This window comes from Micromonospora sp. NPDC047548, from assembly GCF_040642975.1.
In the GTDB taxonomy this organism is placed as follows: domain Bacteria; phylum Actinomycetota; class Actinomycetes; order Mycobacteriales; family Micromonosporaceae; genus Micromonospora.
On record NZ_JBEYTI010000008.1, the window covers coordinates 107,411 to 130,491 of the forward strand.

Genomic DNA, 23,081 nt, shown 5'->3' on the forward strand with positions numbered 1-23,081 from the left:
CAGCCGACTAGCCTTGCCGTCATGCGCCTCTCCGCCCGGGTCGACTATGCCCTCCGTGCGGCCGTCGAGCTGGCCTCGGTCGCCGACGGCGCGAGTGCCGGGCGGTCCCGCCCGGTCACCGCCGAGCAGATCGCCCGGGCCCAGGAGATCCCGCCGAAGTTCCTGGAGAGCATCCTGCTCCAGCTGCGCCGGGGCGGCATCGTGCACGCCCAGCGCGGGCCCGAGGGCGGTTACTGGCTGGCCCGGCCGGCCGCGGAGATCTCCCTGGCGGAGGTGATCCGGGTCGTCGACGGGCCGCTGGCCCACGTGCGCGGGCAGCGTCCCGAGGAGCTCGGCTACCACGGCGCGGCCCGGGCGTTGCAGGAGGTCTGGATCGCGCTGCGAGCCAGCGAGCGGGAGGTCCTGGAGCAGGTGAGCATCGGCGACGTCGCCGCCGGGGCGCTGCCGGACCGGATCACCGAGCTGGCCGCCGATCCGCGCGCCTGGAGCTGAGCCTGGCCGCACCGGCGGTGTCAACCGGCGAGGAGGTCGGTTGCCGCGGCGGCCAGCAGCTCCCAGGCCTCGTCCACGTGCTCCTCGGCGGTCAGCGGGGAGCCGACCGCGAGCCGCAGCGAGTACCGCCTGGCGACCCGGGTGTGCGTCAGGTGCACTCTGCCGGTGCCATTGACCCGGGCCAGCAGCGCGGCGCTCGCGTCGTCGCCGGCCCGCAGCCGGAAGCAGACCAGCGAGAACGGGTGCGGCGCGACCAGCTCGAACCGGTCGTCGGCCGCCACCCGCCCGGCGAACCGGTCGGCCAGGGCGACCCCCGTGCGGATGTGCGCCCGCAGCCCCTCGACGCCGTACCAGCGCAGCACGAACCAGAGCTTCAGCGCGCGGAAACGCCGCCCCAGCGGCACCTGCCAGTCCCGGTAGTCGATCACCGCGCCGGACTCGGTGGCGGCGTTGCGCAGGAACTCCGGCATCACCGTCAACGCCTCGATCAGCTCACCCCGGTCGGCCACCCAGAAGGCGTCGCAGTCGAAGCCGGTGAGTAGCCACTTGTGCGGATCGAAGCAGTACGAATCGGCGTGCTCCAGGCCGGCGTGCGACCAGCGCAGCTCGGGGCAGACCGCCGCCGCCCCCGCGTACGCGGCGTCGACGTGCAGCCAGACGCCGTACTCGGCGCAGATGGCCCCGATCTCCGGCAGCGGGTCGACGGCGGTGGTGGAGGTCGTCCCGATGGTGGCCACCACGATCGCCGGTGAGTCCCCGGCGGCCCGGTCGGCCTCGATCGCCGCCCGCAGCGCCTCCGGGCGCATCGCCTGGGTGTGCGGGTCCACCTCGATCGGGCGGACCCCGTCCTCGCCCAGCCCGGCGATCCGCGCCGCCTTCTCGATCGACGAGTGTCCCTGCGTGGACGTGTATGCCCGGTACCGGCGGTCGACGCCCACCGCGCGCCACCGGCCCCCGCTGGCCCGGTGCAGCGCGCCCAGCGTGGCGACCAGGGTGGCCGAGGAGGCGGAGTCCTGGATCACCCCGCCGCCCGAGCTGCTGGAGCGGAACCGGTCCGGCAGGTCCATCAGCCCGGCGAGCCAGTCCAGCATCACCGTCTCCAGCTCGGTGCAGGCCGGGCCGGTGGCCCAGAGCATGCCCTGCACGCCGAGCCCGGAGCTGACCAGGTCGCCGAGGACGCTGGGGCCCGAGGTGTTGGCCGGGAAATAGCCGAAGAACCCGGGGTGCTGCCAGTGGGTCAGCCGGGGCGCGATCAGGGTGTCCAGGTCGGCGAGCACGGCCGCCACCGGCTCGCCGTGCTCGGGCGGGGCCGCGGGCAGTGCCCCGGCCACCGCGCCCGGCGGGTCCTGCGAGGTCACCGGTCGCTTCCCGAGCGTCGTCCAGTAGTCGGCGATCCAGTCCACCACCGCGTACCCGGCACGACGGAACTCCTCCGGGTCCATGTGCTCAGCCATCCGATGAGTCGACCAAACCGATCCCGGGTGGGCAAGGGGCTGCGGTGGCGGGCGGCCGTTGCGCGCGGGGCGGGCCGGGAAAGCAGGCACCGGGTCGCCAGCCGCGGAATCCGCACAACTGGCGACCCGGTGCTCCACACCGCAGCACCCCCGACCCGTCCCGACCGGGAGTGCCGTACCACCACCGGTCACCACGTTAGGGGCGCCGCGCGACGGTGGGGTGACGTGGGTATGAAGAGCGTGTTTCAGGCATTCCGCGGGAGCCCGCCGGCCACCTCGTCGGCGACCAGCTCGAACGAGCGCACCCGGTCGGCCACGTCGTACACCATGGTGGTGATCATCAGCTCGTCCGCGCCGGTGCGCGCGAGCAGGTCGCCGAGCTGCCGGCGGACCGTCTCCGGCGAGCCCATCGCCTGCCCGTCCCGGCGCTGCAGGACGAACTCGCGTTCGAACTCGTTGTACGGGTACGCCGCCGCCTCGTCGGGCGTCGCGAGCGGCTCCGGTCGCCCCGAGCGCAGCTTGAGGAACGACAGCGCGCTCGGCCCGGCCAGCCACTCGGCCCGCTCGTCGGTCTCCGCGCAGACCACGTTGACCGCGACCATCGCGTACGGCTTCTCCAGCCAGCGCGACGGACGGAAGTTCTGCCGGTACAGCTGCAACGCGGGCAGGGTGTTCCGCGCGCTGAAGTGGTGCGCGAACGAGAACGGCAACCCGAGCAGCCCGGCCAGCTGGGCGCTGAAACCGCTGGACCCGAGCAGCCAGACCGCGGGGGACTGGCCGAGCCCCGGAGTGGCCGTGATCTGCCCCGGCTCGTCGCCGCTGAAGTAGTTCATCAGGTCCGCCAGCTCGCGCGGGAAACCCTCTGCCGACAGCCCCTCCATCGTGCGGCGCAGCGCCAGCGCGGTCACCTGGTCGGTGCCCGGCGCGCGGCCGATGCCCAGGTCGATCCGGCCCGGGTGCAGCGCCTCCAGCGTGCCGAACTGCTCGGCCACCACCAGCGGCGCGTGGTTGGGCAGCATCACCCCGCCGGAGCCCAGCCGGATCGTCGAGGTGTGCGCGGCCAGGTGGGCCAGCAGCACGGCCGGCGCGGAGCTGGCGATCGCCGGCATGTTGTGGTGCTCGGCCACCCAGAACCGCCGGTAGCCCAGCTCCTCGGTGCGGCGGGCCAGCTCGGTGGTGGCCCGCAGGGCCTCCCCGGCGGACGCCCCACGGGCCACGGGCGCAAGATCAAGAACAGCCATCGGTACGTCGATCACGGGTGTGATCAACCCGGCGCGCGCCGGAATTGTTCCCCCCGGCTGGGTACGCGTGGCCCAGTCCATGCAGCTCCGGCGCGGGGCGGCGTCAGCCCATGCCGCGCGCCTGCTCGAAGATCAGGCTGGTCTGGGTGTGCTGCACCGCCGGGTCCACCGCCAGGTGGTCCAGCACGAAGTCCCGCAGCGCGTCCCCGGAGGCCGCCCGCACGTGCAGCACGTAGTCCTCCGCGCCGGCCACGTGGAACACCGACACCACCCCGGGCAGCCGCACCGAGCGGGCCCGGAAGGCGTCCACGGCGGCCCGCTCGTGCGCGGCCAGGCGGACCGACACGAGGGCCTGCAACGGCAACCCCACGGCGGCCGGGTCCACCTCGGCGTGGAAGCCGCGGATCGCCCCGCAGTCACGCAGCGCCCGGGTGCGGGTCAGACACGTCGAGGGGGCCACCCCGACCCGCTCGGCGAGGGCGTTGTTCGGCAGCCGACCGTCGGCGGCCAGCTCGGTGAGGATCGCTCGGTCGACGTCGTCCAGCGCGGCGAACGGCCGCACATCATTCGGCGCAGTGGGCATGTGACCATCATTCCGCGAATTCTTCGACGACGAAAGCGACTTACGCAGAATCATCTTCGGAGGTCTTGCCTTTGATCAGGATATCGTTCGACGCTATCGGCATGACGACCGTGGACACCAGGGCCGTGCACGCCGGCCGCGACGACCTCACAGCCCTCGGCGTCCACGTGCCGCCGATCGACCTCTCCACCACCAACCCGCTGCCCTCGGTCGACGGCGGCGGCGACGCGTACGAGCTGCTCGCCACCGGCGGCACCCTCCCGCCCGGCGCCAGCGCCGTCTACCAGCGGCTCTGGAACCCGACGGTGGCCCGCTTCGAGACCGCCCTCGCCGAGCTGGAGGGCACCGCCGCGGCGGTCGCCTTCGCCAGCGGCATGGCCGCCCTGACCGCCGCGCTCCTCGCCGCCACCCGGGACGGGAAGCGACACATCGTCGCCGTCCGCCCCCTCTACGGCGGCACCGACCACGTGCTCGCCACCGGGCTGCTCGGCACCGAGGTCACCTGGGCCCGCCCCGACGAGGTCGCCGCCGCCGTACGCCCCGACACCGCCCTGGTGATCGTCGAGACGCCCGCCAACCCCACCCTCGACCTGGTCGACATCGCCGCGCTCGCCACCGCCGCCGGCGACGTCCCGCTGCTCGTCGACAACACCGTCGCCACCCCGGTGCTCCAGCAGCCCGCCCGGCACGGCGCCGCGCTCGTGCTGCACAGCGCCACCAAGAGCATCGGCGGGCACGGCGACGTGCTCGCCGGCGTCGTCGCCTGCGACGCCGACTGGGCCGCCCGGCTGCGCCAGGTGCGCGCCGTCACCGGCGCCGTCCTGCACCCGCTCGGCGCGTACCTGCTGCACCGGGGCCTGCAGACCCTGCCGCTGCGGGTCCGCGCCCAGCAGGCCGGCGCGGAGAAGCTCGCCGGCTGGCTCGCCGGCCACCCGGCCGTCGTCCGGGTGCACCACCCCGTGGTCCACGACCCGGCCGGCCTGGTCGGCCGCCAGATGTCCGGCACCGGCAGCCTGCTCGCCTTCGAGGTACGCGGCGGCGCGCCCGCCGCCGCGGCCGTCGCCGGGGCCTGCGAGCTGATCACCCACGCGGTGTCGCTCGGCGGGGTGGACACCCTGATCCAGCACCCGGCCTCGCTCACCCACCGGCCGGTGGCGGGGGAGGCCAAGCCGTGCGGCGGGCTGCTGCGGATCTCCGTGGGGCTGGAGGACCCGGAGGACCTGCGGGCGGACCTGGAGCGGGCGCTCGCCGCGATCTGACCTCTGGCGGCGCTCGCCGCCCGTCCCGGGGGCGCTGCCCGGCGTCAGGACTTCGGGCCGACGTGGCGGTCCAGAGCGGCGACCGCGTCCCGCCGGGCCACCGATAGCGACCAGGGCAGGTTCATTCGCCAGGCGATGCCCAGCAGGTCCAGGGCCCACTGGCAGAGGCCCATGATGTCGGAGGAGCGGTTGGAGAACATGTAGCGCGGATACACGTATTCCTTGCCGCGGACGGTGACCCGGTTGAAGCACCGGCAACCGTCGGAGTGGAACAGGCCGCGCAGGAAGTCGCCCGGTTGCGTCGCGACGATCTTCCGCTGCCAGTCGGCCAGGACGATCGGCCGTTCATGCTTCTTGCCGGGCCCGTGCTGCGGCAACAGACACGGCCAGTGTTTGCCGTAGCTCTGCACGCTGACACAGCCCTGCTTCTGCACGCGCTGCACAGAGGCCGCGAGGACGCTCTTCATGGCTTGCTCGCAGGCGTCGATCAGGCCGGGCCAGGCGTCGGCGCAACTGATGCGCAGCACCGGAACCCGCGCGGCGGTGACCAGGTGCCCGTCGCCGAGGTAGAGGCCGAGCAGATAGGCATACTGACCGGGATCTGTCGGATTGTCGACGTCGGAGCGGCAGCGGAAGCAGCGCATTACGGTGCTCTGTTGCTTCGGCTCCGGTCGATCCTTGCACCAGTGCCGGACGGTGGGATAGGAAACCCCGACGGCACGGGCGGCGTCGGCAACGGTCGCGCCGTTGAGGTATAGCCGCCGCGCACGGGCGCGTATCTCGGGTGGATGCACATGGGCATCTTCGAACGCCCGTACGACACTTTTGGTGCCCCCGGTGGGACTCGAACCCACACTGTCGGAGGTTTGAGCTCCGTCTCTCTTCCGGTTGGAGTACAGGGGCTTCCGTGATTCGGCGTTGACAGCCTACCTACTAGGCTAGGGACGGCGACACCCGGCACGGCGGGTGTCGGGGCTCAGACTGGTGGGAGTGGCTCGTGGCCGAGACGCAGACGGATGCCGAGCGCAGGCGCGTACTGATCGCCGAGGACGAGGCGCTCATCCGGCTGGACCTGGCCGAGATGCTGGTCGAAGAGGGCTACGAGGTGGTCGGCGAGGCCGGTGACGGCGAGACCGCCGTGAGGCTCGCCGAGGAGCTGAAGCCGGACCTGGTCATCCTCGACATCAAGATGCCGATCATGGACGGGCTGGCCGCCGCCGAGCGGATTGCCGGCGCCCGGATCGCCCCGGTGATCATCCTGACCGCGTTCAGCCAGCGTGACCTGGTGGAGCGGGCCCGGGCGGCGGGCGCGATGGCGTACCTGGTGAAGCCCTTCCAGAAGAGCGACCTGGTGCCGGCGGTGGAGATCGCGCTGTCGCGCTACTCGGAGATCGCCGCCCTGGAGGCGGAGGTCGCCGGGCTCACCGACCGGCTGGAGATCCGCAAGACCGTCGAGCGGGCCAAGGGCGCGCTGATGACCACGTACGGGATGACCGAGCCGCAGGCGTTCAAGTGGATCCAGCGCACCGCGATGGACCACCGGATGACCATGAAGGAGGTCGCCGAGCGGATCCTCGCGGAGACCGCCGGCGGCGAGGTCGCCCAGCCGACCGCCTGACGGCCACCGGCGCCCGCGCGCCGGACTTCCCATCGGACCGGCAGGGATCGATACCATCGGATCCATGTCCCGTCGGCGCGCGCTCGCGGTGTCCGGCCTCCTCGCCGTGCTGCTGGCCGGTTGCGGCGGCGGCCCGGGTGGCGGGGGTCCGAGCGGTGGCGCCCGGCCGGTGCCGCTGGGTCCCACCTGGCGGGAGCTGACTCTGCCGGCGCCGCCCGGTCCGCCCGGCCGGCTGGTGCTGCGGGACGGGGCGTTCTGCGGCGACCGGTGGTACCTGGTCGGCGCGGTGACCGGCGCTGGTGGGGAAACCCGGCCGGCGGCCTGGTCCAGCGTGGACGGCGACGTCTGGGCGTCGGTGCCGGTGGACGCGCGGACCTTCTACGGCCGGCAGCACGTGCTCTCCGCAGTGGCCTGTCGGGACGGCCGGATGGCGGCGCTGGGCGCGAAGAACGGCGGCGTGCACGGCAATCCGCGTACCGGGACCTGGGTGCGGGGGGCGACCGGCGCGCTGCGTGAGGTGCCGGCGGCGTTCGAGCTGTTCGGCGGGCCGCGGGCGGTGGCGGTGAACCGGTTGGCGGCGGGGCCGGGTGGTTGGTTGGTGGTCGGTGCCCGGGTGGCCGGCGCGGCGGTCTGGACGTCGCCGGACGCGGACGGGTTCGCGCTGGTGGAGGGTGCGGCGGAGCTGGCCGGGGACGCCCGGGGGCGGACCGCGGCGTACGACGTGGTGGCCGCCGGGTCGGGCTGGCTGGTGGTGGGATCGCTGCTGCCGGTCGGTGGCACGGCCCTGACGCCGCTGGCCTGGACGTCGGCGGACGGGCGGAGCTGGCGGCGGACGCAGCTGCCGGCCCCGGACGGCCGGGGGCAGGCGGAGCGGGTGACCGTGCTGGACGGGGTGCCGGTGGCGGTGGGTCCGGTGCGGGACGGTTTCGCGGCGTGGCGGGCGGACGGCGCCGGCGGGTGGCGGCGGGCCGGGGGTTTCGGGTCGGCCGGGCCGGGGGTGTTGTCGGTGGTGGGTCTGGCGGCGTTGGGGGGTCGGCTGGTGGCGGTAACCGGTGACGGAGCGGCGCGCGGCGCCTGGGCGTCGGCGGACGGCGGCGCGTCGTGGCGGGCGGTAACGGTGCCGGTGGCGGTGTCCGACGGCGGTGACACGGCGTTGACGGTGGCCGCTGGGGGAGATCGACTGCTCTTGTTGGCCGATGACGGTCGGGGGTCCCGTGCCTGGTGGGGTGCGTTGCCGACGGTCGGAAGGTAGCGGGTGAGTCGGGTCACACTCCTTACCTTCGAATAAAAGGTGAAAATCCCTCGGGCCCGAAGGTTCTTACAGCGATCGTTTCCAATCCACCACGGCGTGTAACGGTTCGGTCAACCCCGCTTCTTGGGGCTTACGTCACAGCTTCCCCGTGGGATAACGTCCCGCCCCAGACCGGCGACGACGGTCTGGTTCGTCCGCCCCCCGCAAGGGCCAATGGGCAGCGGGTGGTTCGGGCCATGCGACGGAGGAGGGTTCGGGCCTTGAGGCAGAAGCTCGCACGCGTGATCGGTGGAGTCGCCATGGTGGCGCTCGTCGCCGGCGGCACCGCTTGCTCCAGTGGCAGCGACGACACGGCGTCCGGTAAGGACGGCTGCGGCAGCAAGATCGCGTTCTTCGGCGCGCTGACCGGCAGCTCGGCGGCGCTGGGCATCAACGAGAAGAACGGCGTCAAGCTCGCCGTGGAGAAGTACAACAAGGAGAATGCCGACTGCAAGGTCGAGCTGGCCGAGCTCGACTCGCAGGGCAGCCCGGACCAGGCGCCCGGTCTGGCCCAGAAGGCCATCGACGACACCAAGATCCTGGGCATCGTCGGCCCGGCGTACTCGGGCGAGTCCGAGGCCGCGGGCCCGTTGTTCAACGAGGCCGGCCTGGTGCACATCACCGCCTCCGCCACCCGGCCCAGCCTCTCCAAGCAGGGCTGGAAGACCTTCTTCCGCGCGGTCGGCAACGACTTCAGCCAGGGCCCCGCGGCCGGCACCTACATCAAGAACGTGATGAAGGCCGACCGGGTCTTCGTCATCGACGACCAGTCCGCGTACGGCGCGGGTCTGGCCGACGAGGTCAAGAAGGTCCTCGGCTCCGCGGTCGTCGACTCGGACAAGGTCCAGGGTGAGGGCAAGCAGGTCGAGTTCTCCGGCGTGGTGACCAAGGTCAAGGCCGCCAACGTCAAGGCGATCTTCTACGGCGGCTACTACCAGGAGGCCGGCCTGATCCGTAAGCAGCTCACCGCTGCCGGGGTCACCGCGCCGCTGGTCGCCGGCGACGGCGTGAACGACGGCGCCTACATCACCTCCGCCGGCGCCGCCGCCGCCGAGGGCACCATCCTGACCTGCCCGTGCCAGCCGGCCGCCGAGGCCCGGGGCACCTTCGTCGAGGAGTACAAGGCCCTCAACGGCGTCGAGCCGGGCACCTACAGCGACACCGCCTACGACGCCGCGAACATCCTGCTCGCCGGCATCAAGGCCAAGAAGACCACCCGCGCCGACCTGCTGGAGTTCGTGAAGGGCTACAGCGGCGAGGGTGTCGCGTCCAGCTACAAGTTCGTCGAGGGCGGCGAGCTGGACCCGGCGCAGGTGAAGGTCTGGGCGTTCAAGGTGCAGGGCGGCAAGGTTGTCCCGGACCAGGAGATCCCGAAGTCCTGACAACAGTCGCTGCGAGCGATTGACGACAGATCGCGGGTGCGGCCGGGAGCTCGCTCCCGGCCGCACCTCCTTTTTCTCCAAACCTGACGGAGCGTCCCTCCCGTGAACTTCGACGGACTGTTCTCCAATATCGGGGAACTCACCACGACCGGCCTGACCCAGGGTGCGATCTACGCCCTGGTCGCGCTCGGCTACACGCTGGTCTACGGCGTGCTCAGACTCATCAACTTCGCCCACTCCGAGGTCTTCATCGCCGGCGCCTTCGCCGCCATCTGGACCTGGAACGGCTTTGGCCTGGACCAGGACTCGCAGGTCAGCGGGCTCGGCTCGATCCTGTTCTACCTGCTGGTCGCCATGATCGTCGCGGCTATCGCCTCGGCGGGCACGGCGACGGTGATCGAGCGGGTGGCCTACCGGCCGCTGCGCAGGCGCAACGCGCCGCCGCTGGCCTTCCTGATCACCGCGATCGGCGCCTCGATCGCGATCTCCGAGGCGTTCGGCGTCTACACCCGCCGGCGGCCGGAGGGTGCCCCGGCGCTGGTCAGCCAGAAGCCGGTGTTCCATCTCTTCGGCGTGCCGATCGACGGGGTGCAACTGCTCACCCTCGGCGCCGCCCTGGTGATGATGATCGCGCTGGACCAGTTCATCAACCGCAGCCGGGTCGGCCGGGGTATCCGGGCGGTCGCCCAGGACCCCAACACCGCCGCGCTGATGGGCGTGAACAAGGACCGGGTCATCATGATGGTCTTCATCGCCGGCGGCAGCATGGCCGGCGTCGCCGGCCTGCTGTACGACGTGCGGATCCAGACGCTGACCTACAGCGTGGGCTTCCTGCTGGGCCTCAAGGCGTTCACCGCCGCGGTGCTCGGCGGCATCGGCAACCTGCGTGGCGCGCTGGTGGGCGGCCTGCTGCTGGGCGTGGTGGAGAACTACGCGTCCGGCCTGTTCGGCAGCGAGTGGAAGGACTTTGCCGCCTTCGCCGTGCTGGTGGTGCTGCTGATGTTCCGGCCGACCGGTCTGCTGGGTGAATCGCTGGGGAGGGCACGGGCATGACGACCGTCCTGGAAAGGGTGCGCAGCGGCCGCGAGGCGGCCGGCGAGCGCTGGCGGGGGGCGCCGCGCTGGGTGCGCTGGGCGCTGCTGGCCGCGTTGATCGTGTTCTTCTACGCGCTGCCGAACAAGGAGTTCTACCAGTACCTGGGGCCGATCCCGACCCCGGGTGCGAACTTCACCCAGGTGCTCTTCACCGTCTCGATCTACGTGCTGCTGGCGGTCGGGTTGAACATCGTGGTCGGCTTCGCCGGCCTGCTCGACCTCGGCTACTTCGGCTTCTTCGCCGTCGGTGCGTACACCGTGGCGGTGCTGACCTCGCCGAGCAGCAACGTCAAGACGCTCTGGCCCTGGCTGCTGGTGGTGCCGATCGCGATCGCGCTCACCATGGTCTCCGGCGTCATGCTCGGCACGCCGACGCTGCGACTGCGCGGTGACTACCTGGCCCTGGTGACGCTCGGCTTCGCCGAGATGATCCGGATCGCGGCGGTCAGCTCCGACTTCCTCAAGGGACAGCGCGGGTTCAACCAGATCCCGCACCCGCCCGGCAAGTACGCCGACGGTAAGCCGTTCTTCGGGGTGCTCGACGCCCGCCCGTACTACTGGCTGGTGCTCACGCTGATCATCCTGGTGGTGATCGGGGTGCGGAACCTGACCCACAGCCGGGTCGGCCGGGCCTGGATCTCGATCCGGGAGGACGAGGACGCCGCCCAGCTGATGGGCGTGCCGACCTTCAAGTTCAAGCTCTGGGCGTTCGCCTCGGGCGCGGCGATCGCCGGCCTGGCCGGCGCGCTCTTCGCCGGCAAGCAGAACTTCGTCAACTCGCAGAACTTCGAGCTGCTCAACTCGATCATCATCCTGGCCGCGGTCATCTTCGGCGGGTCGGGCAACATCGTCGGCGCGATCGTCGGCGGTGGCCTGGTGGCGTACATGATCGAGCGGTTCCGCGGTATCGAGCTGTTCGGCGTGGAGCTGTACGAGTACCGGTTCCTCTTCTTCGGCCTGGTCCTCGTGGTGATGATGATCTTCCGGCCGCAGGGCCTGATCCCGAACCGACGACGGGCGGCGGAGTTCAAGGACCGCCGCAAGGAGGTGATCGTCGGTGAGTGACACCGAACAGACGCCGGCCACGCCGGCCACGCCGGCCACGCCGGCCACGCCGGCCACGCCGGCCACGCCGGCCACGCCGGCCACGCCGGCCACGCCGGCCGTACCGGCCGTACCGGCCCAGGCGGGCGCGCCCGCCGTCGAGGCGGCGCCCACGCGTGAGCCGCTGCTGGAGGTCGACCACGTCACGCTGCGCTTCGGCGGCGTGGTGGCGCTGAACGACGTGGACTTCACCCTCTACAAGGGGGAGATCCTCGGCCTGATCGGCCCCAACGGCGCCGGCAAGACCACCTGCTTCAACGCGATGACCGGCATCTACCAGCCCACCGAGGGGCAGATCCGGTTCCGCGGCGAGAAGATCAGCGGCCGGAAGCGGCACCAGATCACCAAGATGGGCATGGCGCGGACGTTCCAGAACATCCGCCTCTTCCCCGAGATGACCGCGCTGGAGAACGTGCAGGTCGGTGCCGACGCGCACCACAAGACCAGTGTGGTCTCCGCGCTGTTCCGGCTGCCCCGGCACAGGCGCGAGGAGCGCGAGGGCCGGGAGAAGGCCGAGCGGCTGCTGGAGTTCGTCGGCATCCGGCACCGGCTGCACGAGTTCGCCCGCAACCTCTCCTACGGCGAGCAGCGCCGGCTGGAGATCGCCCGGGCGCTCGCCACCGACCCGGTGCTGCTCTGTCTGGACGAGCCGGCCGCCGGGTTCAACCCGGCCGAGAAGGAGGAGCTGCTTCAGCTCATCCGGCAGATCCGGGACACCGGCGTGACCGTGCTGCTGATCGAGCACGACATGCGCCTGGTCATGGGCGTCACCGACCGGATCGTGGTGCTGGAGTTCGGGAAGAAGATCGCCGAGGGGCTGCCCGCCGAGGTGCGGGACAACCCGAAGGTGATCGCGGCGTACCTGGGGGTACCGGACGATGCTGCTTGAGATCGACGATGTGAGCCTGCTCTACGGGCGCATCCAGGCGCTGCACGGGATCAGCCTGACCGTGGACGAGGGCGAGATCGTCGCCCTGATCGGCGCCAACGGCGCCGGCAAGTCCACCACCATGCGGGCGATCTCCGGCATCCGGCCGATCGCCTCCGGCAGCATCCGGTTCAACGGGGAGGACATCTCCAAGCTCCGGGCGGACCTGCGGGTCCGGCGCGGGCTGTGCCAGGCCCCCGAGGGGCGCGGCATCTTCCCCGGCATGAGCGTGCTGGAGAACCTCGACATGGGCGCCTACACCCGGCGGGACCGGGCGGGCGTCGCCCAGGACCTCAACCGGGTGCTGGAACTGTTCCCCCGGCTGGCCGAGCGGCGCAAGCAGCCCGGAGGCACCCTCTCCGGCGGTGAGCAGCAGATGCTCGCCGTCGGCCGGGCGCTGATGAGCCGGCCCAAGCTGCTGCTGCTCGACGAGCCGTCGATGGGCCTGGCCCCGATGCTGATCCAGCAGATCTTCACCATCATCACGGAGATCAACGAGCAGGGCACCACGATCCTGCTGGTGGAGCAGAACGCGCAGCAGGCCCTGGCCCGGGCACACCGGGCGTACGTGCTGGAGACCGGCCGCATCGTCAAGAGCGGCACCGGCGCGGAGTTGCTGCACGACCCGTCGGTCAAAGAGGCGTACCTCGGCGTAGCCTGACCGGCCGCCACCCCTCATCGCAAGGAGTACCCCATGTTCCACATCAGTGCTGGCCGCCGGGCGGCCCTCGGCGTCACCGGCGCCGCGTTGCTGGCCCTCTCGCTGGCCGGCTGCGGCGAGAAGGAGAACACCGAGCAGCCCGGCGCCGGCCCCAGCGTCACCGCCGCCGCCGACTCGGCGCTGGCCGCGAAGGTGCCCGACGCCATCAAGGCCGATGGCGTGATCAAGGTCGGCACCGACTCGACGTACGCCCCGGCGGAGTTCCTCGACAACGACGGCAAGACGGTCATCGGCTTCGACGTGGAGCTGTTCAACGCGGTCGCCCAGAAGCTCGGCCTCAAGGCCGAGTACGAGTCGGCACCGTTCGACGCGATCCTGCCCGGCATCGCCTCCGGCAAGTACGAGGTCGGCGTCTCGTCGTTCACCATCAACGCCGAGCGTCTCAAGGCCGTCAACATGGTCAGCTACTTCTCTGCCGGCACCCAGTGGGCGACGAAGAAGGGCAACCCGGGCGGCATCGACCCGGACAACGCCTGCGGCAAGAAGATCGCCGTGCAGACCGGCACCGTGCAGGTCGACGACATGACCGCCCGGTCGAAGAAGTGCACCGACGCCGGCAAGCCGGCCATCACGATCGACCAGTACCAGGCGCAGAGCGACGCGACCGCCGCCGTGGTCAGCGGCAAGGACGACGCCATGCTCGCCGACTCACCGGTCGGCGCGTACGCGGTCAAGCAGAGCGGCGGCCAGCTGGCGCTGCTCGGCGACATCTACGAGTCGGCCCCGTACGGCTACGCGGTGAACAAGGACCAGCAGGCCTTCGCCGAGGTACTCAAGGAGGCCGTCCAGGCGGTCATCGCCGACGGCAGCTACAAGGCCGCGCTGGAGAAGTGGGGCGTCGAGGGTGGCGCCGTCACCAGCTCCGAACTCAACCCCGCCAGCTGACCATGTCGGTTGACGTCGAAACACCCGAACGGGCACGGCCGGAACCCATCCAGGCCGTGCCCGTGCGGCACCCCGGCCGCTGGCTCGCCGTCGCGGTGATCGGGGTGCTGGTCGCCATGTTCGTGCACCTGCTGGTGACGAACAAGGCGTTCAACTGGTCGATGATGGTTGACGAGATGTTCCGGCCGCCGATCATCGCCGGGCTGCGCGGCACCATCGCGCTGCTCGTGTTCTCCATGCTGATCGGCATCGGGCTCGGCATCGTCATCGCGATCATGCGGCTGTCGCCGAACCCGATCCTCAAGGGCGTCGCCTGGGTCTACACCTGGTTCTTCCGGGCGGTGCCTCGGCTGGTGCTCGGCCTCGTCTTCGGCAACCTGGGCCTCCTCTGGTCCCGGCTGGAGTTCGGCCTGCCCTTCGACCGGCAGATCGGCGCGCTGTTCGGGGTCCACGACTTCGAGGCGCGGCTGTTCGGGTTCAGCGCACGGGACATCCTCACCGGGTTCGTCGCCGGCGTGCTGGCCCTCGGCCTCTCCGAGGCCGCGTACATGGCGGAGATCGTCCGGGCCGGCATCCAGTCGGTGGACGAGGGCCAGACCGAGGCCGCGCAGGCGCTCGGGCTGAGCCGGGGGCAGATCATGCGCCGCATCGTGCTGCCGCAGGCCATGCGGGTGATCATCCCGCCGACCGGCAACGAGACCATCGCGATGCTCAAGGACACCTCGCTGGTCGCCTACGTGCCGGTCACCGGCGAGCTGTTCTTCCAGCTCAAGGCGGTCGTCAGCCGGACCTACCAGGCCTTTCCGATGTACGTCGCGGCCACCCTCTGGTACCTGTTCCTGACCAGCATCCTGCTGGTCGGGCAGTACTACCTGGAGCGGCACTTTTCGAAGGGCTTCGGGCGCAGCGAGCGGGCCCGGCAGCGGCTGCGTGACATCACCGCCGAGAGCGGCGGCAACGCGAGCGGGACGGCGGAACGATGACTGAGACGGCCATTCCCCGGCAGGCGGGTTCGGCGGAGGAGACGCCGGGCCCGATGGTCCGGGCCGAGCAGGTGCACAAGGCGTTCGGGCCCCTGGAGGTGCTCAAGGGCATCGACCTGGAGGTCCGCGCCGGCGAGGTGTGCTGCCTGCTCGGGCCCTCCGGCTCCGGCAAGTCCACCTTCCTGCGCTGCATCAACCACCTGGAGAAGATCAACGCCGGCCGGATCTGGGTGGACGGCGACCTGATCGGCTACCGGGAGCGCGGCGGAAAGCTGCACGAGATGCGGGACAAGGAGGTGGCCGCGCAGCGCCGGGCGATCGGCATGGTGTTCCAGCGGTTCAACCTGTTCCCGCACATGACCGTGCTGCAGAACATCGCCGAGGCGCCGGTGCTGCTGCGCCGGGCCAAGCGGGCCGAGGCCCGGGACCGGGCGGCGCAGCTGCTGGAGCGGGTGGGGCTGGGCGACAAGCTCGGCGCGTACCCCGGGCAGCTCTCGGGCGGCCAGCAGCAGCGGGTGGCGATCGCCCGTGCCCTGGCCATGCAGCCGAAGCTGATGCTCTTCGACGAGCCGACCAGCGCGCTCGACCCGGAGCTGGTCGGCGAGGTGCTGGACGTGATGAAGGACCTGGCCCGGGACGGCATGACGATGATCGTGGTAACCCACGAGATCGGCTTCGCCCGGGAGGTCGGCGACTCGCTGGTCTTCATGGACGGCGGTGTGGTGGTCGAGCAGGGCAACCCGCGCGAGGTGATCGCCAACCCCCGGCACGACCGGACGAAGGCGTTCCTGGCCAAGGTGCTCTGACCGGGATGCCGGCGCGGCCCAGCGGGCCGCGCCGGCACCCGTGCCGGTGTCCTGAAGTGTCGGAGCGGGCGGCTAGAGTCGCTCGCGTGACAGCTACGACGCCGCGCCTGCTCCTCGTCGACGGACACTCCATGGCATACCGGGCCTTCTTCGCCCTGCCGGTGGAAAACTTCTCCACCACGACGGGGCAACCGACCAACGCGGTCTACGGCTTCACGTCCATGCTGATCAACGTGCTGCGCGACGAGCAGCCCACGCACATCGTGGTCGCCTTCGACGTCTCCCGCCGCTCCTTCCGCACGGACAAGTACGCGGAGTACAAGGCCGGCCGCAGCGAGACCCCGACCGACTTCAAGGGCCAGGTGAGCCTGGTCAAGGAGGTCCTCGCCGCGCTGCGGATCCCGGTGGTGGAGAAGGAGGGCTACGAGGCCGACGACGTCATCGCCACCCTCGCCTGCCAGGCCCGCGACCAGGGCATGTCGGTGCTGGTCAGCACCGGCGACCGGGACGCGTTCCAGCTCGTCGACGACCAGATCACGGTGCTCTACCCGCGCAAGGGCGTCTCCGACCTGGCCCGGATGGACCCGGCGGCGATCGAGGCGAAGTACGGCGTCGCCCCGGACCGCTACCGCGATCTGGCCGCCCTGGTGGGCGAGACCAGCGACAACCTGCCCGGCGTCCCGGGCGTGGGCCCGAAGACCGCCGCGAAGTGGATCAACTTGTACGGCGGGGTCGACGGGGTCGTCGCGCGGGCCGACGAGATCAAGGGCAAGGCCGGCGAGAGCCTGCGCGAGCGGCTCGCCGACGTGATCCGCAACTACGAGATCAACTGCCTGGTCTCCGACCTGGAGCTGCCGCTGCGCCCCGAGGGCGCGCGCTGGGAGGGGTGGGACCGCGAGGCCGTCCACCAGGTCTTCGACACCCTTGAGTTCCGCATCCTGCGCGACCGGCTCTACCAGTACCTGGAGGCGGTGGAGCCGGAGGCCGAGTCCGGTTTCGACCTGACCGGCGAAATGCTCACCGCGCCCGGCTCGCTCGCCGGCTGGCTGGAGACGCACGCGCCGGCCGGTAACCCGGTGGGCCTGGCGGCGAAGCTCGACACGGGCCCCAACCGGCGGCATACCGCCTCGGTGACCGGGATGGCGCTGGCCACCGCCGGCGGCGCGGCGGCCTGGTTCGATCCCGCCACGCTGGAGCCGACCGACGAGGCGGCACTGGCAGCCTGGCTGGCCGACGCCGGGCGGCCCAAGGTGCTGCACGACAGCAAGCCCGCGGTGCTGGCCTTCGGCGCGCACGGCTGGAGCCTGGAGGGCATCCTCCGCGACACCCAGATCGCCGCCTACCTGGCCCGCCCCGACCAGCGGTCCTACGACCTGACCGACCTGGCCCTGCGCTACCTGCACCGCGAGCTGCGGGTCGACGCCCCGGAGAACGGCCAGCTCACCCTCGACGGGTTCGGCAACGACGGCGAGGCGGAGCAGAACCTCATGCTCCAGGCCCGCGCCACCCTCGACCTGGCCGACGCGATCGACGCCGAGTTGTCCCGCGACGGCGAGCAGTCGGCGCGGCTGATGGCCGGGGTGGAGCTGCCGCTGATGCGGGTGCTCGCCGGCATGGAACGCACCGGCATCGCCGCCGACACGCAATACCTGTCGGAGTTGGAGGCGCACTTCGCCGCCGAGGTGAAGGCCGCCGCGCAGGGCGCGTACGAGGCGGTGGGCCGGGAGTTCAACCTCGGCTCGCCCAAGCAGTTGCAGGAGATCCTCTTCGGCGAGTTGGGCCTGCCCAAGACCAAGAAGATCAAGACCGGCTACACCACCGACGCCGACGCCCTCCAGTGGCTGCACGCGCAGAACCCGCACCCGGTGCTGGCCCACCTGCTGCGCCACCGGGACGTGGCCAAGCTGAAGACGACCGTCGACGGGCTGCTCAAGTCGGTCTCCGACGACGGCCGCATCCACACCACCTTCAACCAGACGGTGGCGGCCACCGGTCGGCTCTCCTCGACCGAGCCCAACCTGCAGAACATCCCCATCCGCACCGAGGAGGGGCGCCGGATCCGTCGCGCCTTCGTGGTGGGGGAGGGCTACGAGTGCCTGCTCACCGCCGACTACAGCCAGATCGAGATGCGGATCATGGCGCACCTGTCGTCGGACGACGCGCTCATCGAGGCGTTCAACTCCGGCGCCGACTTCCACGCCGTCACCGCGTCGTCGGTCTTCGGCGTGCCGGTCGGCGAGGTCACCGCCGACCAGCGGCGCAAGATCAAGGCGATGAACTACGGCCTGGCGTACGGGCTGAGCGCGTTCGGCCTCTCCCAGCAGCTCGGGATCACCGCCGAGGAGGCACGCGGGCTGATGGAGGACTACTTCGCCGGCTTCGGTGGGGTCCGGGACTACCTCCAGGAGGTGGTCGCCCGGGCCCGGCACGACGGCTACACCTCCACCATCCTCGGCCGCCGGCGATACCTCCCCGACCTGGTCAGCGACAACCGGCAGCGCCGGGAGATGGCCGAGCGGATGGCGCTCAACGCCCCGATCCAGGGCTCCGCGGCCGACATCATCAAGGTCGCCATGCTGCACGTCGACACCGCGCTGCGCGACGCCGGGCTGCGCTCCCGGATGCTGCTGCAGGTGCACGACGAGCTGGTCTTCGAGGTGGCCCCGGGCGAGCGGGAGACCCTGGAGGCGCTGGTGCGCCGGGAGATGGGTGGGGCATACCCGCTGTCGGTGCCGCTGGAGGTCTCCGTGGGTGAGGGGCGGGACTGGAACAGCGCCGACCACTGATGTGTGTTGTCGCGGTGGGGGTTTCGGGGCAGCCCGACCCGCTCCGGGCGGTCAGGCTTGATCCCTGCGCGGGTCGGGCTGCCCCGGAGCTCCTCGCGGGTCGCTGTGGTCGGGCCTGGTCCGCTGGTGATCTTCTGTTACTTGAGGGGATCGTGGCCCCAGTTCATGAGGGACCAGCGCCACCTGGTGCTGCGGACGTCGCCGGAGGGGCGCTGCGCCAGGTGCCGGTGGACGTACCCGACCACCGTGCGCATGTGCCGGTAGTCGCCCTCGGAGAGCTGGTCGCGCTTGCGCCGCAGCAGGTTGATGATCTTGCGGCCGGACTCGTGGCCGACCGACTCGCCAGCACCGGAACGGCCGCCCTTGTGCCAGCCCACCTGCTTGGACTCGTCGCTCTCCAGCCAGCTGGACAACTCGCCGGGCCTCATGTTCACCGCCTCGGTGAACTCCCGGTAGGTCTGCTGCGGGTCCTCACGTCGACTCACGGCGCAACGCCTCCGGTCGGTGGGCGACGTCCCGCCCCGAGTCGTCGTTGCGGATGCGGTACTGCGGGTCCTCCGGCGAGGCGTTCACGGCGTGTCCGCGTACGTGCGTCCGCTCGGTGATCTTCTCCTTGACCACGCCGTGCGCCCGACCGCTGTGACTGGCCCAGGAGACGTGGTCGCCGGTGTGGAACTCCTTCTCGGCCATGCCCTCCGGGTACCCGGGCCAGGCGGACGGAAACGACGCCGGTCAGGGGGTGATCTCGGCGACGGACAGCTTGATCTCGAACGGCTCGGTCAACTCGATCAGCTCGGCGCTGTCGGCGACCAGCTCGTACTGCCGCTCGCCACCTGGCCCGAGCCGGTCGCCCCGCCGGTAGGCGTACACGTGAACGGGGTCCTGCTCGATACGCCAGTAGTACTGGATACCAGCGGCTGCGTACTCGCCTGGCTTGGCGAACCGGTCGACCCGGCGAGTGCCGGGCGAGACGATCTCCACCGCGAGGACGACATCCGCCGGGCTGATGAGGGACAGGCCTGACGGCACCCCGGCCCGGCACAGCAGCACATCGGCCCGGCGGCTGGTGTTGACGGTCAGTTCAACCCCGACGTCCTGGGCGGCTCGAAGGTGTCGTGGCGCGTGGGAGTGCAACCACAACCGCAACAGGAAAGAGATGTCCTGGTGGCCGAGGGTGGGGGAGGGGGTCACCTGGACTACTCCGTCGACGAGTTCGACGCGGGGGGCGTCATCCGGCAGGTTGAGCAGGTCCTCCAGCGTGTAGTCGGCACGCTGCTGCCGGCGCGGATCCGGACACCACGGACCCGGGGAGTGGGGGATCGGCTCGGCGCTCACCCGCTCAGGCTACGCCGATTCAATGGACGTTCAACGCGCCGAGCGTGCGACAGGAGTCAGTCGGCGGGCTTCTCGGTGACGAAGATGGCGGTGCCGGGGAAGAGTCGACCGCGCAGGGGGCTCCACTGCCCCCAGATCCCCTCGTGTCCCTCCGGCCACTCCGGCTCCACCAGGTCGACCAGGCGGAACCCCGCCCCGACCAGCTCGCGGACCCGGTCGCCGAGGGTGCGGTGCTGCTCGACGTACGTGGCCACGCCGCGCTCGTCCTGCTCGACGTAGGGGGAGCGGTCGAAGTACGAGTGCACGGCGGTGAGCCCGCCCTCGCCCGGGTCGTCGAGGAAGATCCAGCGCATCGGGTGGGTCACCGAGAACACCCAGCGGCCGCCCGGGCGCAGCACCCGGGCCACCTCGGCCATCAGTGCGGCCGAGTCGTCGACGAAGGGGATCGCGCCGAAGGCGGTGCAGGCGATGTCGAAGGCTCCGTCGGCGAAGGGCAGCGCCAGCGCGTCTGCCTGCACCAGCGGCACGCCTACCCCGGTGGTGGCGGCGGCGTGCGCGGCGTGCCGCAACATGCCCGCGGAGAGGTCGAAGGCGACCGGTCGGGCGCCCTGGGTGGCCAGCCAGCGGGCACAGGCCGCGGCGCCGCAGCCGACCTCCAGCACCCGACGCCCGGCGACGTCGCCGAGGAGCCGCGCGTCGGGCTCGCGCAGCCCTTCCGGGCACCAGACGAAGTCGACCTCGCCGAGGAAGGCGCCGTGCTCGGCCTGGTAGTCGTCGGCGTCGGTGTCCCACCAGCCCCGGTTGGCCCGCCGGGTCTCCGCGTCGCCGACCCGCCGTCGGGTCACCCTGTCGTCGTCCACCCGCTCACGCTAGGCCCTACCCCGGTCGGCTCCGACGGCACCCGGCCGGCGGCGGACGGGACGGACAGTCGGCGGGACCGGCGGTGGACGGGCCGGGCGGACGGCGGGCCGGACGGCGATGCGCTACCTTCTCTGCGCGTGGTGTGGATGTGACGCAGGAGACAGGCGGGACGCTTTGCCACCGAAATCTCCGCTTTCGCAGCTGACGAGGTCGCGAGGACACGGGAGGCCTTGCACGCTGTGGTAATGCAGCGGGTAGGCTAGACGATGCGCTCGCGGATCGTGTGCCTCGGCAGGGAGCAGGTGCGCGGTCACCGGAGCCACTAATGATCTTCACTTGGCGATCGTTCGGTGTGCCCGGCGGCGGATCCGCTGGCGCGAAATGGTCACCGCGACACCACGCCTGCTGTGACAACCCATCCGACCGGAGCAACCGCCCACATGACGAGCAGCATCGAGGCCCCCTCGAGCGCCACCCGGGTCACCCACGACGATCTCGGTTCCGAGGAGGCTTTCCTCGCCGCGATCGACGAGACCATCAAGTACTTCAACGACGGCGACATTGTCGAAGGCACCGTCGTCAAGGTCGATCGGGACGAGGTCCTGCTCGACATCGGCTACAAGACCGAGGGCGTCATTCCCTCTCGGGAGTTGTCGATCAAGCACGACGTGGACCCCGCCGAGGTCGTCTCGGTCGGTGACCACATCGAGGCCCTGGTCCTCCAGAAGGAGGACAAGGAGGGTCGTCTGATCCTCTCCAAGAAGCGGGCGCAGTACGAGCGGGCCTGGGGCACGATCGAGAAGATCAAGGACGAGGACGGCGTCGTCCGCGGTTCGGTCATCGAGGTGGTCAAGGGTGGCCTCATCCTCGACATCGGGCTGCGCGGCTTCCTGCCCGCCTCCCTGGTCGAGATGCGGCGGGTGCGTGACCTGCAGCCGTACGTCGGCCGCGAGCTCGAAGCCAAGATCATCGAGCTGGACAAGAACCGCAACAACGTGGTCCTGTCCCGTCGGGCCTGGCTGGAGCAGACGCAGTCCGAGGTGCGCACCGAGTTCCTCAACAAGCTGCAGAAGGGCCAGGTCCGCAAGGGCGTCGTCTCCTCGATCGTCAACTTCGGCGCGTTCGTCGACCTTGGCGGCGTGGACGGTCTGGTGCACGTCTCCGAGCTGTCCTGGAAGCACATCGACCACCCGTCCGAGGTCGTCGAGGTGGGCCAGGAGGTCGAGGTCGAGGTCCTGGACGTCGACCTGGACCGCGAGCGGGTCTCGCTGTCGCTGAAGGCGACCCAGGAGGACCCGTGGCGTCAGTTCGCCCGTACCCACGCGATCCAGCAGATCGTGCCGGGTAAGGTCACCAAGCTGGTGCCGTTCGGCGCCTTCGTCCGGGTGGACGACGGCATCGAGGGCCTGGTCCACATCTCCGAGCTGGCCGAGCGCCACGTGGAGATCCCGGAGCAGGTCGTGCAGGTCGGCTCCGAGGTCATGGTCAAGGTCATCGACATCGACCTGGAGCGCCGCCGCATCTCGCTGTCGCTCAAGCAGGCCAACGAGGGCTTCGTCGAGGGCGAGGAGCACTTCGACCCGACCCTCTACGGCATGGCCGCGACCTACGACACCGAGGGCAACTACATCTACCCGGAGGGCTTCGACCCGGAGACGGGCGAGTGGCTCGAGGGGTACGACAAGCAGCGCGAGACCTGGGAGAACCAGTACGCCGAGGCGCGTCAGCGCTGGGAGGCCCACACCAAGCAGGTGCAGACCTCCCGGGCCGCCGACGCCGAGGCCGCTGCCAACCCGGCTCCGGCCGTCACGGGTGGCACCACCACCACGACCAGCACGGCCCCGAGCCGGCAGGCCGAGGAGCCGGCCGGCACCCTGGCCACCGACGAGGCGCTCGCCGCTCTGCGGGAGAAGCTCGCCGGCGGCAAGTGACCCGCTGACGACGACGGGCCCCGTTCCCGCGATCCGGTGAGACACCGGATCGCCGGGGGCGGGGCCCTCGCGTGTCCCCGGCCCGGCCCCGCGCCACCCCCGCGCGGAGGAGTCATCCCGCCCGGCCCAAGGGTCATCCCGCCCGGCCTGTCGGGCCGGCGCAGGCGCATGATCGACTCCCTTTGCGGCATGTGGCGGTGTCCGAACGCCGTGATACCGCGACATGCCGCATCTGGCGACACCGCCCTCGCCGCGGGGCGGGCGACACCGCCACACGCCGCAGGGCTGGCGGCACCGCGAACGCCATAGGGCTGGCGGCACCCGCCG

General features: G+C 71.2%; 22 protein-coding genes and 1 tRNA gene. 14 read left to right on the forward strand and 9 right to left on the reverse strand.

The genetic code is table 11. The features are described from left to right. Positions 1 to 21: 21 nt before the first annotated feature. Positions 22 to 492 carry an Rrf2 family transcriptional regulator gene (locus ABZ807_RS11430; protein ID WP_357155403.1) on the forward strand — a complete coding sequence of 157 codons (471 nt, stop codon included), beginning with the start codon at positions 22 to 24 and terminating at the stop codon, positions 490 to 492. 20 nt (positions 493 to 512) lie between these two features. Here the strand turns inward: ABZ807_RS11430 and ABZ807_RS11435 are convergent, their stop codons facing one another. The 3 genes from ABZ807_RS11435 to ABZ807_RS11445 all read right to left on the reverse strand — a co-directional run bounded on the left by ABZ807_RS11435 (position 513) and on the right by ABZ807_RS11445 (position 3,770). Beyond that, positions 513 to 1,946, reverse strand: coding sequence for a pyridoxal-dependent decarboxylase (locus ABZ807_RS11435; protein WP_357155407.1), 1,434 nt, complete (start codon positions 1,944 to 1,946; stop codon positions 513 to 515). Between the two features lie 245 nt (positions 1,947 to 2,191). Then, positions 2,192 to 3,214, reverse strand: coding sequence for an LLM class flavin-dependent oxidoreductase (locus ABZ807_RS11440; protein ID WP_357155594.1), 1,023 nt, complete (start codon positions 3,212 to 3,214; stop codon positions 2,192 to 2,194). A 76-nt stretch (positions 3,215 to 3,290) separates the two neighbouring features. Beyond that, on the reverse strand, positions 3,291 to 3,770 hold the full coding sequence (locus tag ABZ807_RS11445) for an Lrp/AsnC family transcriptional regulator (protein ID WP_357104460.1): 480 nt from the start codon (positions 3,768 to 3,770) through the stop codon (positions 3,291 to 3,293). Positions 3,771 to 3,871: 101 nt separating this feature from the next. Here ABZ807_RS11445 and ABZ807_RS11450 point away from each other — a divergent pair, with 101 nt between their 5' ends. After that, complete coding sequence (locus ABZ807_RS11450) at positions 3,872 to 5,029, forward strand: aminotransferase class I/II-fold pyridoxal phosphate-dependent enzyme (protein ID WP_357155409.1); 1,158 nt, start codon at positions 3,872 to 3,874, stop codon at positions 5,027 to 5,029. A gap of 44 nt (positions 5,030 to 5,073) precedes the next feature. Here the strand turns inward: ABZ807_RS11450 and ABZ807_RS11455 are convergent, their stop codons facing one another. Next, positions 5,074 to 5,823 carry a helix-turn-helix domain-containing protein gene (locus ABZ807_RS11455; protein WP_357155411.1) on the reverse strand — a complete coding sequence of 250 codons (750 nt, stop codon included), beginning with the start codon at positions 5,821 to 5,823 and terminating at the stop codon, positions 5,074 to 5,076. A 32-nt stretch (positions 5,824 to 5,855) separates the two neighbouring features. Then, positions 5,856 to 5,932: transfer RNA gene (locus tag ABZ807_RS11460), tRNA-Leu, on the reverse strand. Positions 5,933 to 6,026: 94 nt separating this feature from the next. Here ABZ807_RS11460 and ABZ807_RS11465 point away from each other — a divergent pair. The 11 genes from ABZ807_RS11465 (at position 6,027) to polA (ending at position 18,627) form a co-directional block, all read left to right on the forward strand. Further along, positions 6,027 to 6,647 carry a response regulator gene (locus tag ABZ807_RS11465; protein WP_088972284.1) on the forward strand — a complete coding sequence of 207 codons (621 nt, stop codon included), beginning with the start codon at positions 6,027 to 6,029 and terminating at the stop codon, positions 6,645 to 6,647. 64 nt (positions 6,648 to 6,711) lie between these two features. Then, positions 6,712 to 7,899 (forward strand): hypothetical protein, encoded by a 1,188-nt coding sequence (locus tag ABZ807_RS11470; protein ID WP_357155414.1) that lies wholly within the window; start codon positions 6,712 to 6,714, stop codon positions 7,897 to 7,899. 260 nt (positions 7,900 to 8,159) lie between these two features. Beyond that, positions 8,160 to 9,320, forward strand: coding sequence for a branched-chain amino acid ABC transporter substrate-binding protein (locus tag ABZ807_RS11475; RefSeq protein ID WP_357155416.1), 1,161 nt, complete (start codon positions 8,160 to 8,162; stop codon positions 9,318 to 9,320). Positions 9,321 to 9,422: 102 nt separating this feature from the next. Continuing rightward, a complete protein-coding gene (locus ABZ807_RS11480; protein ID WP_357155418.1) occupies positions 9,423 to 10,373 on the forward strand; it encodes a branched-chain amino acid ABC transporter permease in 951 nt (316 codons plus the stop codon). Then, positions 10,370 to 11,479 (forward strand): branched-chain amino acid ABC transporter permease, encoded by a 1,110-nt coding sequence (locus ABZ807_RS11485; protein ID WP_357155420.1) that lies wholly within the window; start codon positions 10,370 to 10,372, stop codon positions 11,477 to 11,479. The genes ABZ807_RS11480 and ABZ807_RS11485 overlap by 4 nt, the downstream gene beginning before the upstream one ends. Positions 11,480 to 11,642: 163 nt before the next feature. Continuing rightward, a complete protein-coding gene (locus ABZ807_RS11490; protein WP_357155595.1) occupies positions 11,643 to 12,407 on the forward strand; it encodes an ABC transporter ATP-binding protein in 765 nt (254 codons plus the stop codon). Continuing rightward, positions 12,397 to 13,107: an ABC transporter ATP-binding protein gene (locus tag ABZ807_RS11495; protein WP_357155422.1), complete on the forward strand. Its 711-nt coding sequence runs from the start codon at positions 12,397 to 12,399 to the stop codon at positions 13,105 to 13,107. The genes ABZ807_RS11490 and ABZ807_RS11495 overlap by 11 nt, the downstream gene beginning before the upstream one ends. Positions 13,108 to 13,140: 33 nt before the next feature. Next, the gene (locus ABZ807_RS11500) at positions 13,141 to 14,052 is read left to right on the forward strand and encodes an ABC transporter substrate-binding protein (protein ID WP_357155424.1); all 912 of its coding nucleotides are present in this window, start codon (positions 13,141 to 13,143) and stop codon (positions 14,050 to 14,052) included. Positions 14,053 to 14,054: 2 nt separating this feature from the next. Further along, complete coding sequence (locus tag ABZ807_RS11505) at positions 14,055 to 15,035, forward strand: amino acid ABC transporter permease (RefSeq protein ID WP_357155426.1); 981 nt, start codon at positions 14,055 to 14,057, stop codon at positions 15,033 to 15,035. Beyond that, complete coding sequence (locus ABZ807_RS11510; protein WP_357155428.1) at positions 15,032 to 15,841, forward strand: amino acid ABC transporter ATP-binding protein; 810 nt, start codon at positions 15,032 to 15,034, stop codon at positions 15,839 to 15,841. The genes ABZ807_RS11505 and ABZ807_RS11510 overlap by 4 nt, the downstream gene beginning before the upstream one ends. 86 nt (positions 15,842 to 15,927) lie before the next feature. Further along, on the forward strand, positions 15,928 to 18,627 hold the full coding sequence (gene polA, locus ABZ807_RS11515) for a DNA polymerase I (RefSeq protein ID WP_357155431.1): 2,700 nt from the start codon (positions 15,928 to 15,930) through the stop codon (positions 18,625 to 18,627). A 137-nt stretch (positions 18,628 to 18,764) separates the two neighbouring features. Here the strand turns inward: polA and ABZ807_RS11520 are convergent, their stop codons facing one another. Genes ABZ807_RS11520 through ABZ807_RS11535 form a run of 4 tightly spaced genes read right to left on the reverse strand, consistent with a single transcriptional unit; the run spans position 18,765 to position 20,822 of the window. After that, a complete protein-coding gene (locus ABZ807_RS11520) occupies positions 18,765 to 19,112 on the reverse strand; it encodes a DUF3140 domain-containing protein (protein ID WP_357155433.1) in 348 nt (115 codons plus the stop codon). Beyond that, on the reverse strand, positions 19,099 to 19,317 hold the full coding sequence (locus tag ABZ807_RS11525; protein WP_357155435.1) for a DUF2945 domain-containing protein: 219 nt from the start codon (positions 19,315 to 19,317) through the stop codon (positions 19,099 to 19,101). Before ABZ807_RS11525 ends, ABZ807_RS11520 begins: the two co-directional genes overlap by 14 nt. 42 nt (positions 19,318 to 19,359) lie before the next feature. Next, on the reverse strand, positions 19,360 to 19,962 hold the full coding sequence (locus ABZ807_RS11530) for a Uma2 family endonuclease (protein WP_357155437.1): 603 nt from the start codon (positions 19,960 to 19,962) through the stop codon (positions 19,360 to 19,362). A gap of 56 nt (positions 19,963 to 20,018) precedes the next feature. Further along, positions 20,019 to 20,822 (reverse strand): class I SAM-dependent methyltransferase, encoded by an 804-nt coding sequence (locus ABZ807_RS11535; protein ID WP_357155439.1) that lies wholly within the window; start codon positions 20,820 to 20,822, stop codon positions 20,019 to 20,021. Between the two features lie 441 nt (positions 20,823 to 21,263). Between ABZ807_RS11535 and rpsA the strand changes: the two genes are divergently transcribed. Beyond that, on the forward strand, positions 21,264 to 22,754 hold the full coding sequence (gene rpsA, locus ABZ807_RS11540) for a 30S ribosomal protein S1 (RefSeq protein WP_357155441.1): 1,491 nt from the start codon (positions 21,264 to 21,266) through the stop codon (positions 22,752 to 22,754). Positions 22,755 to 23,081 lie beyond the last annotated feature (327 nt).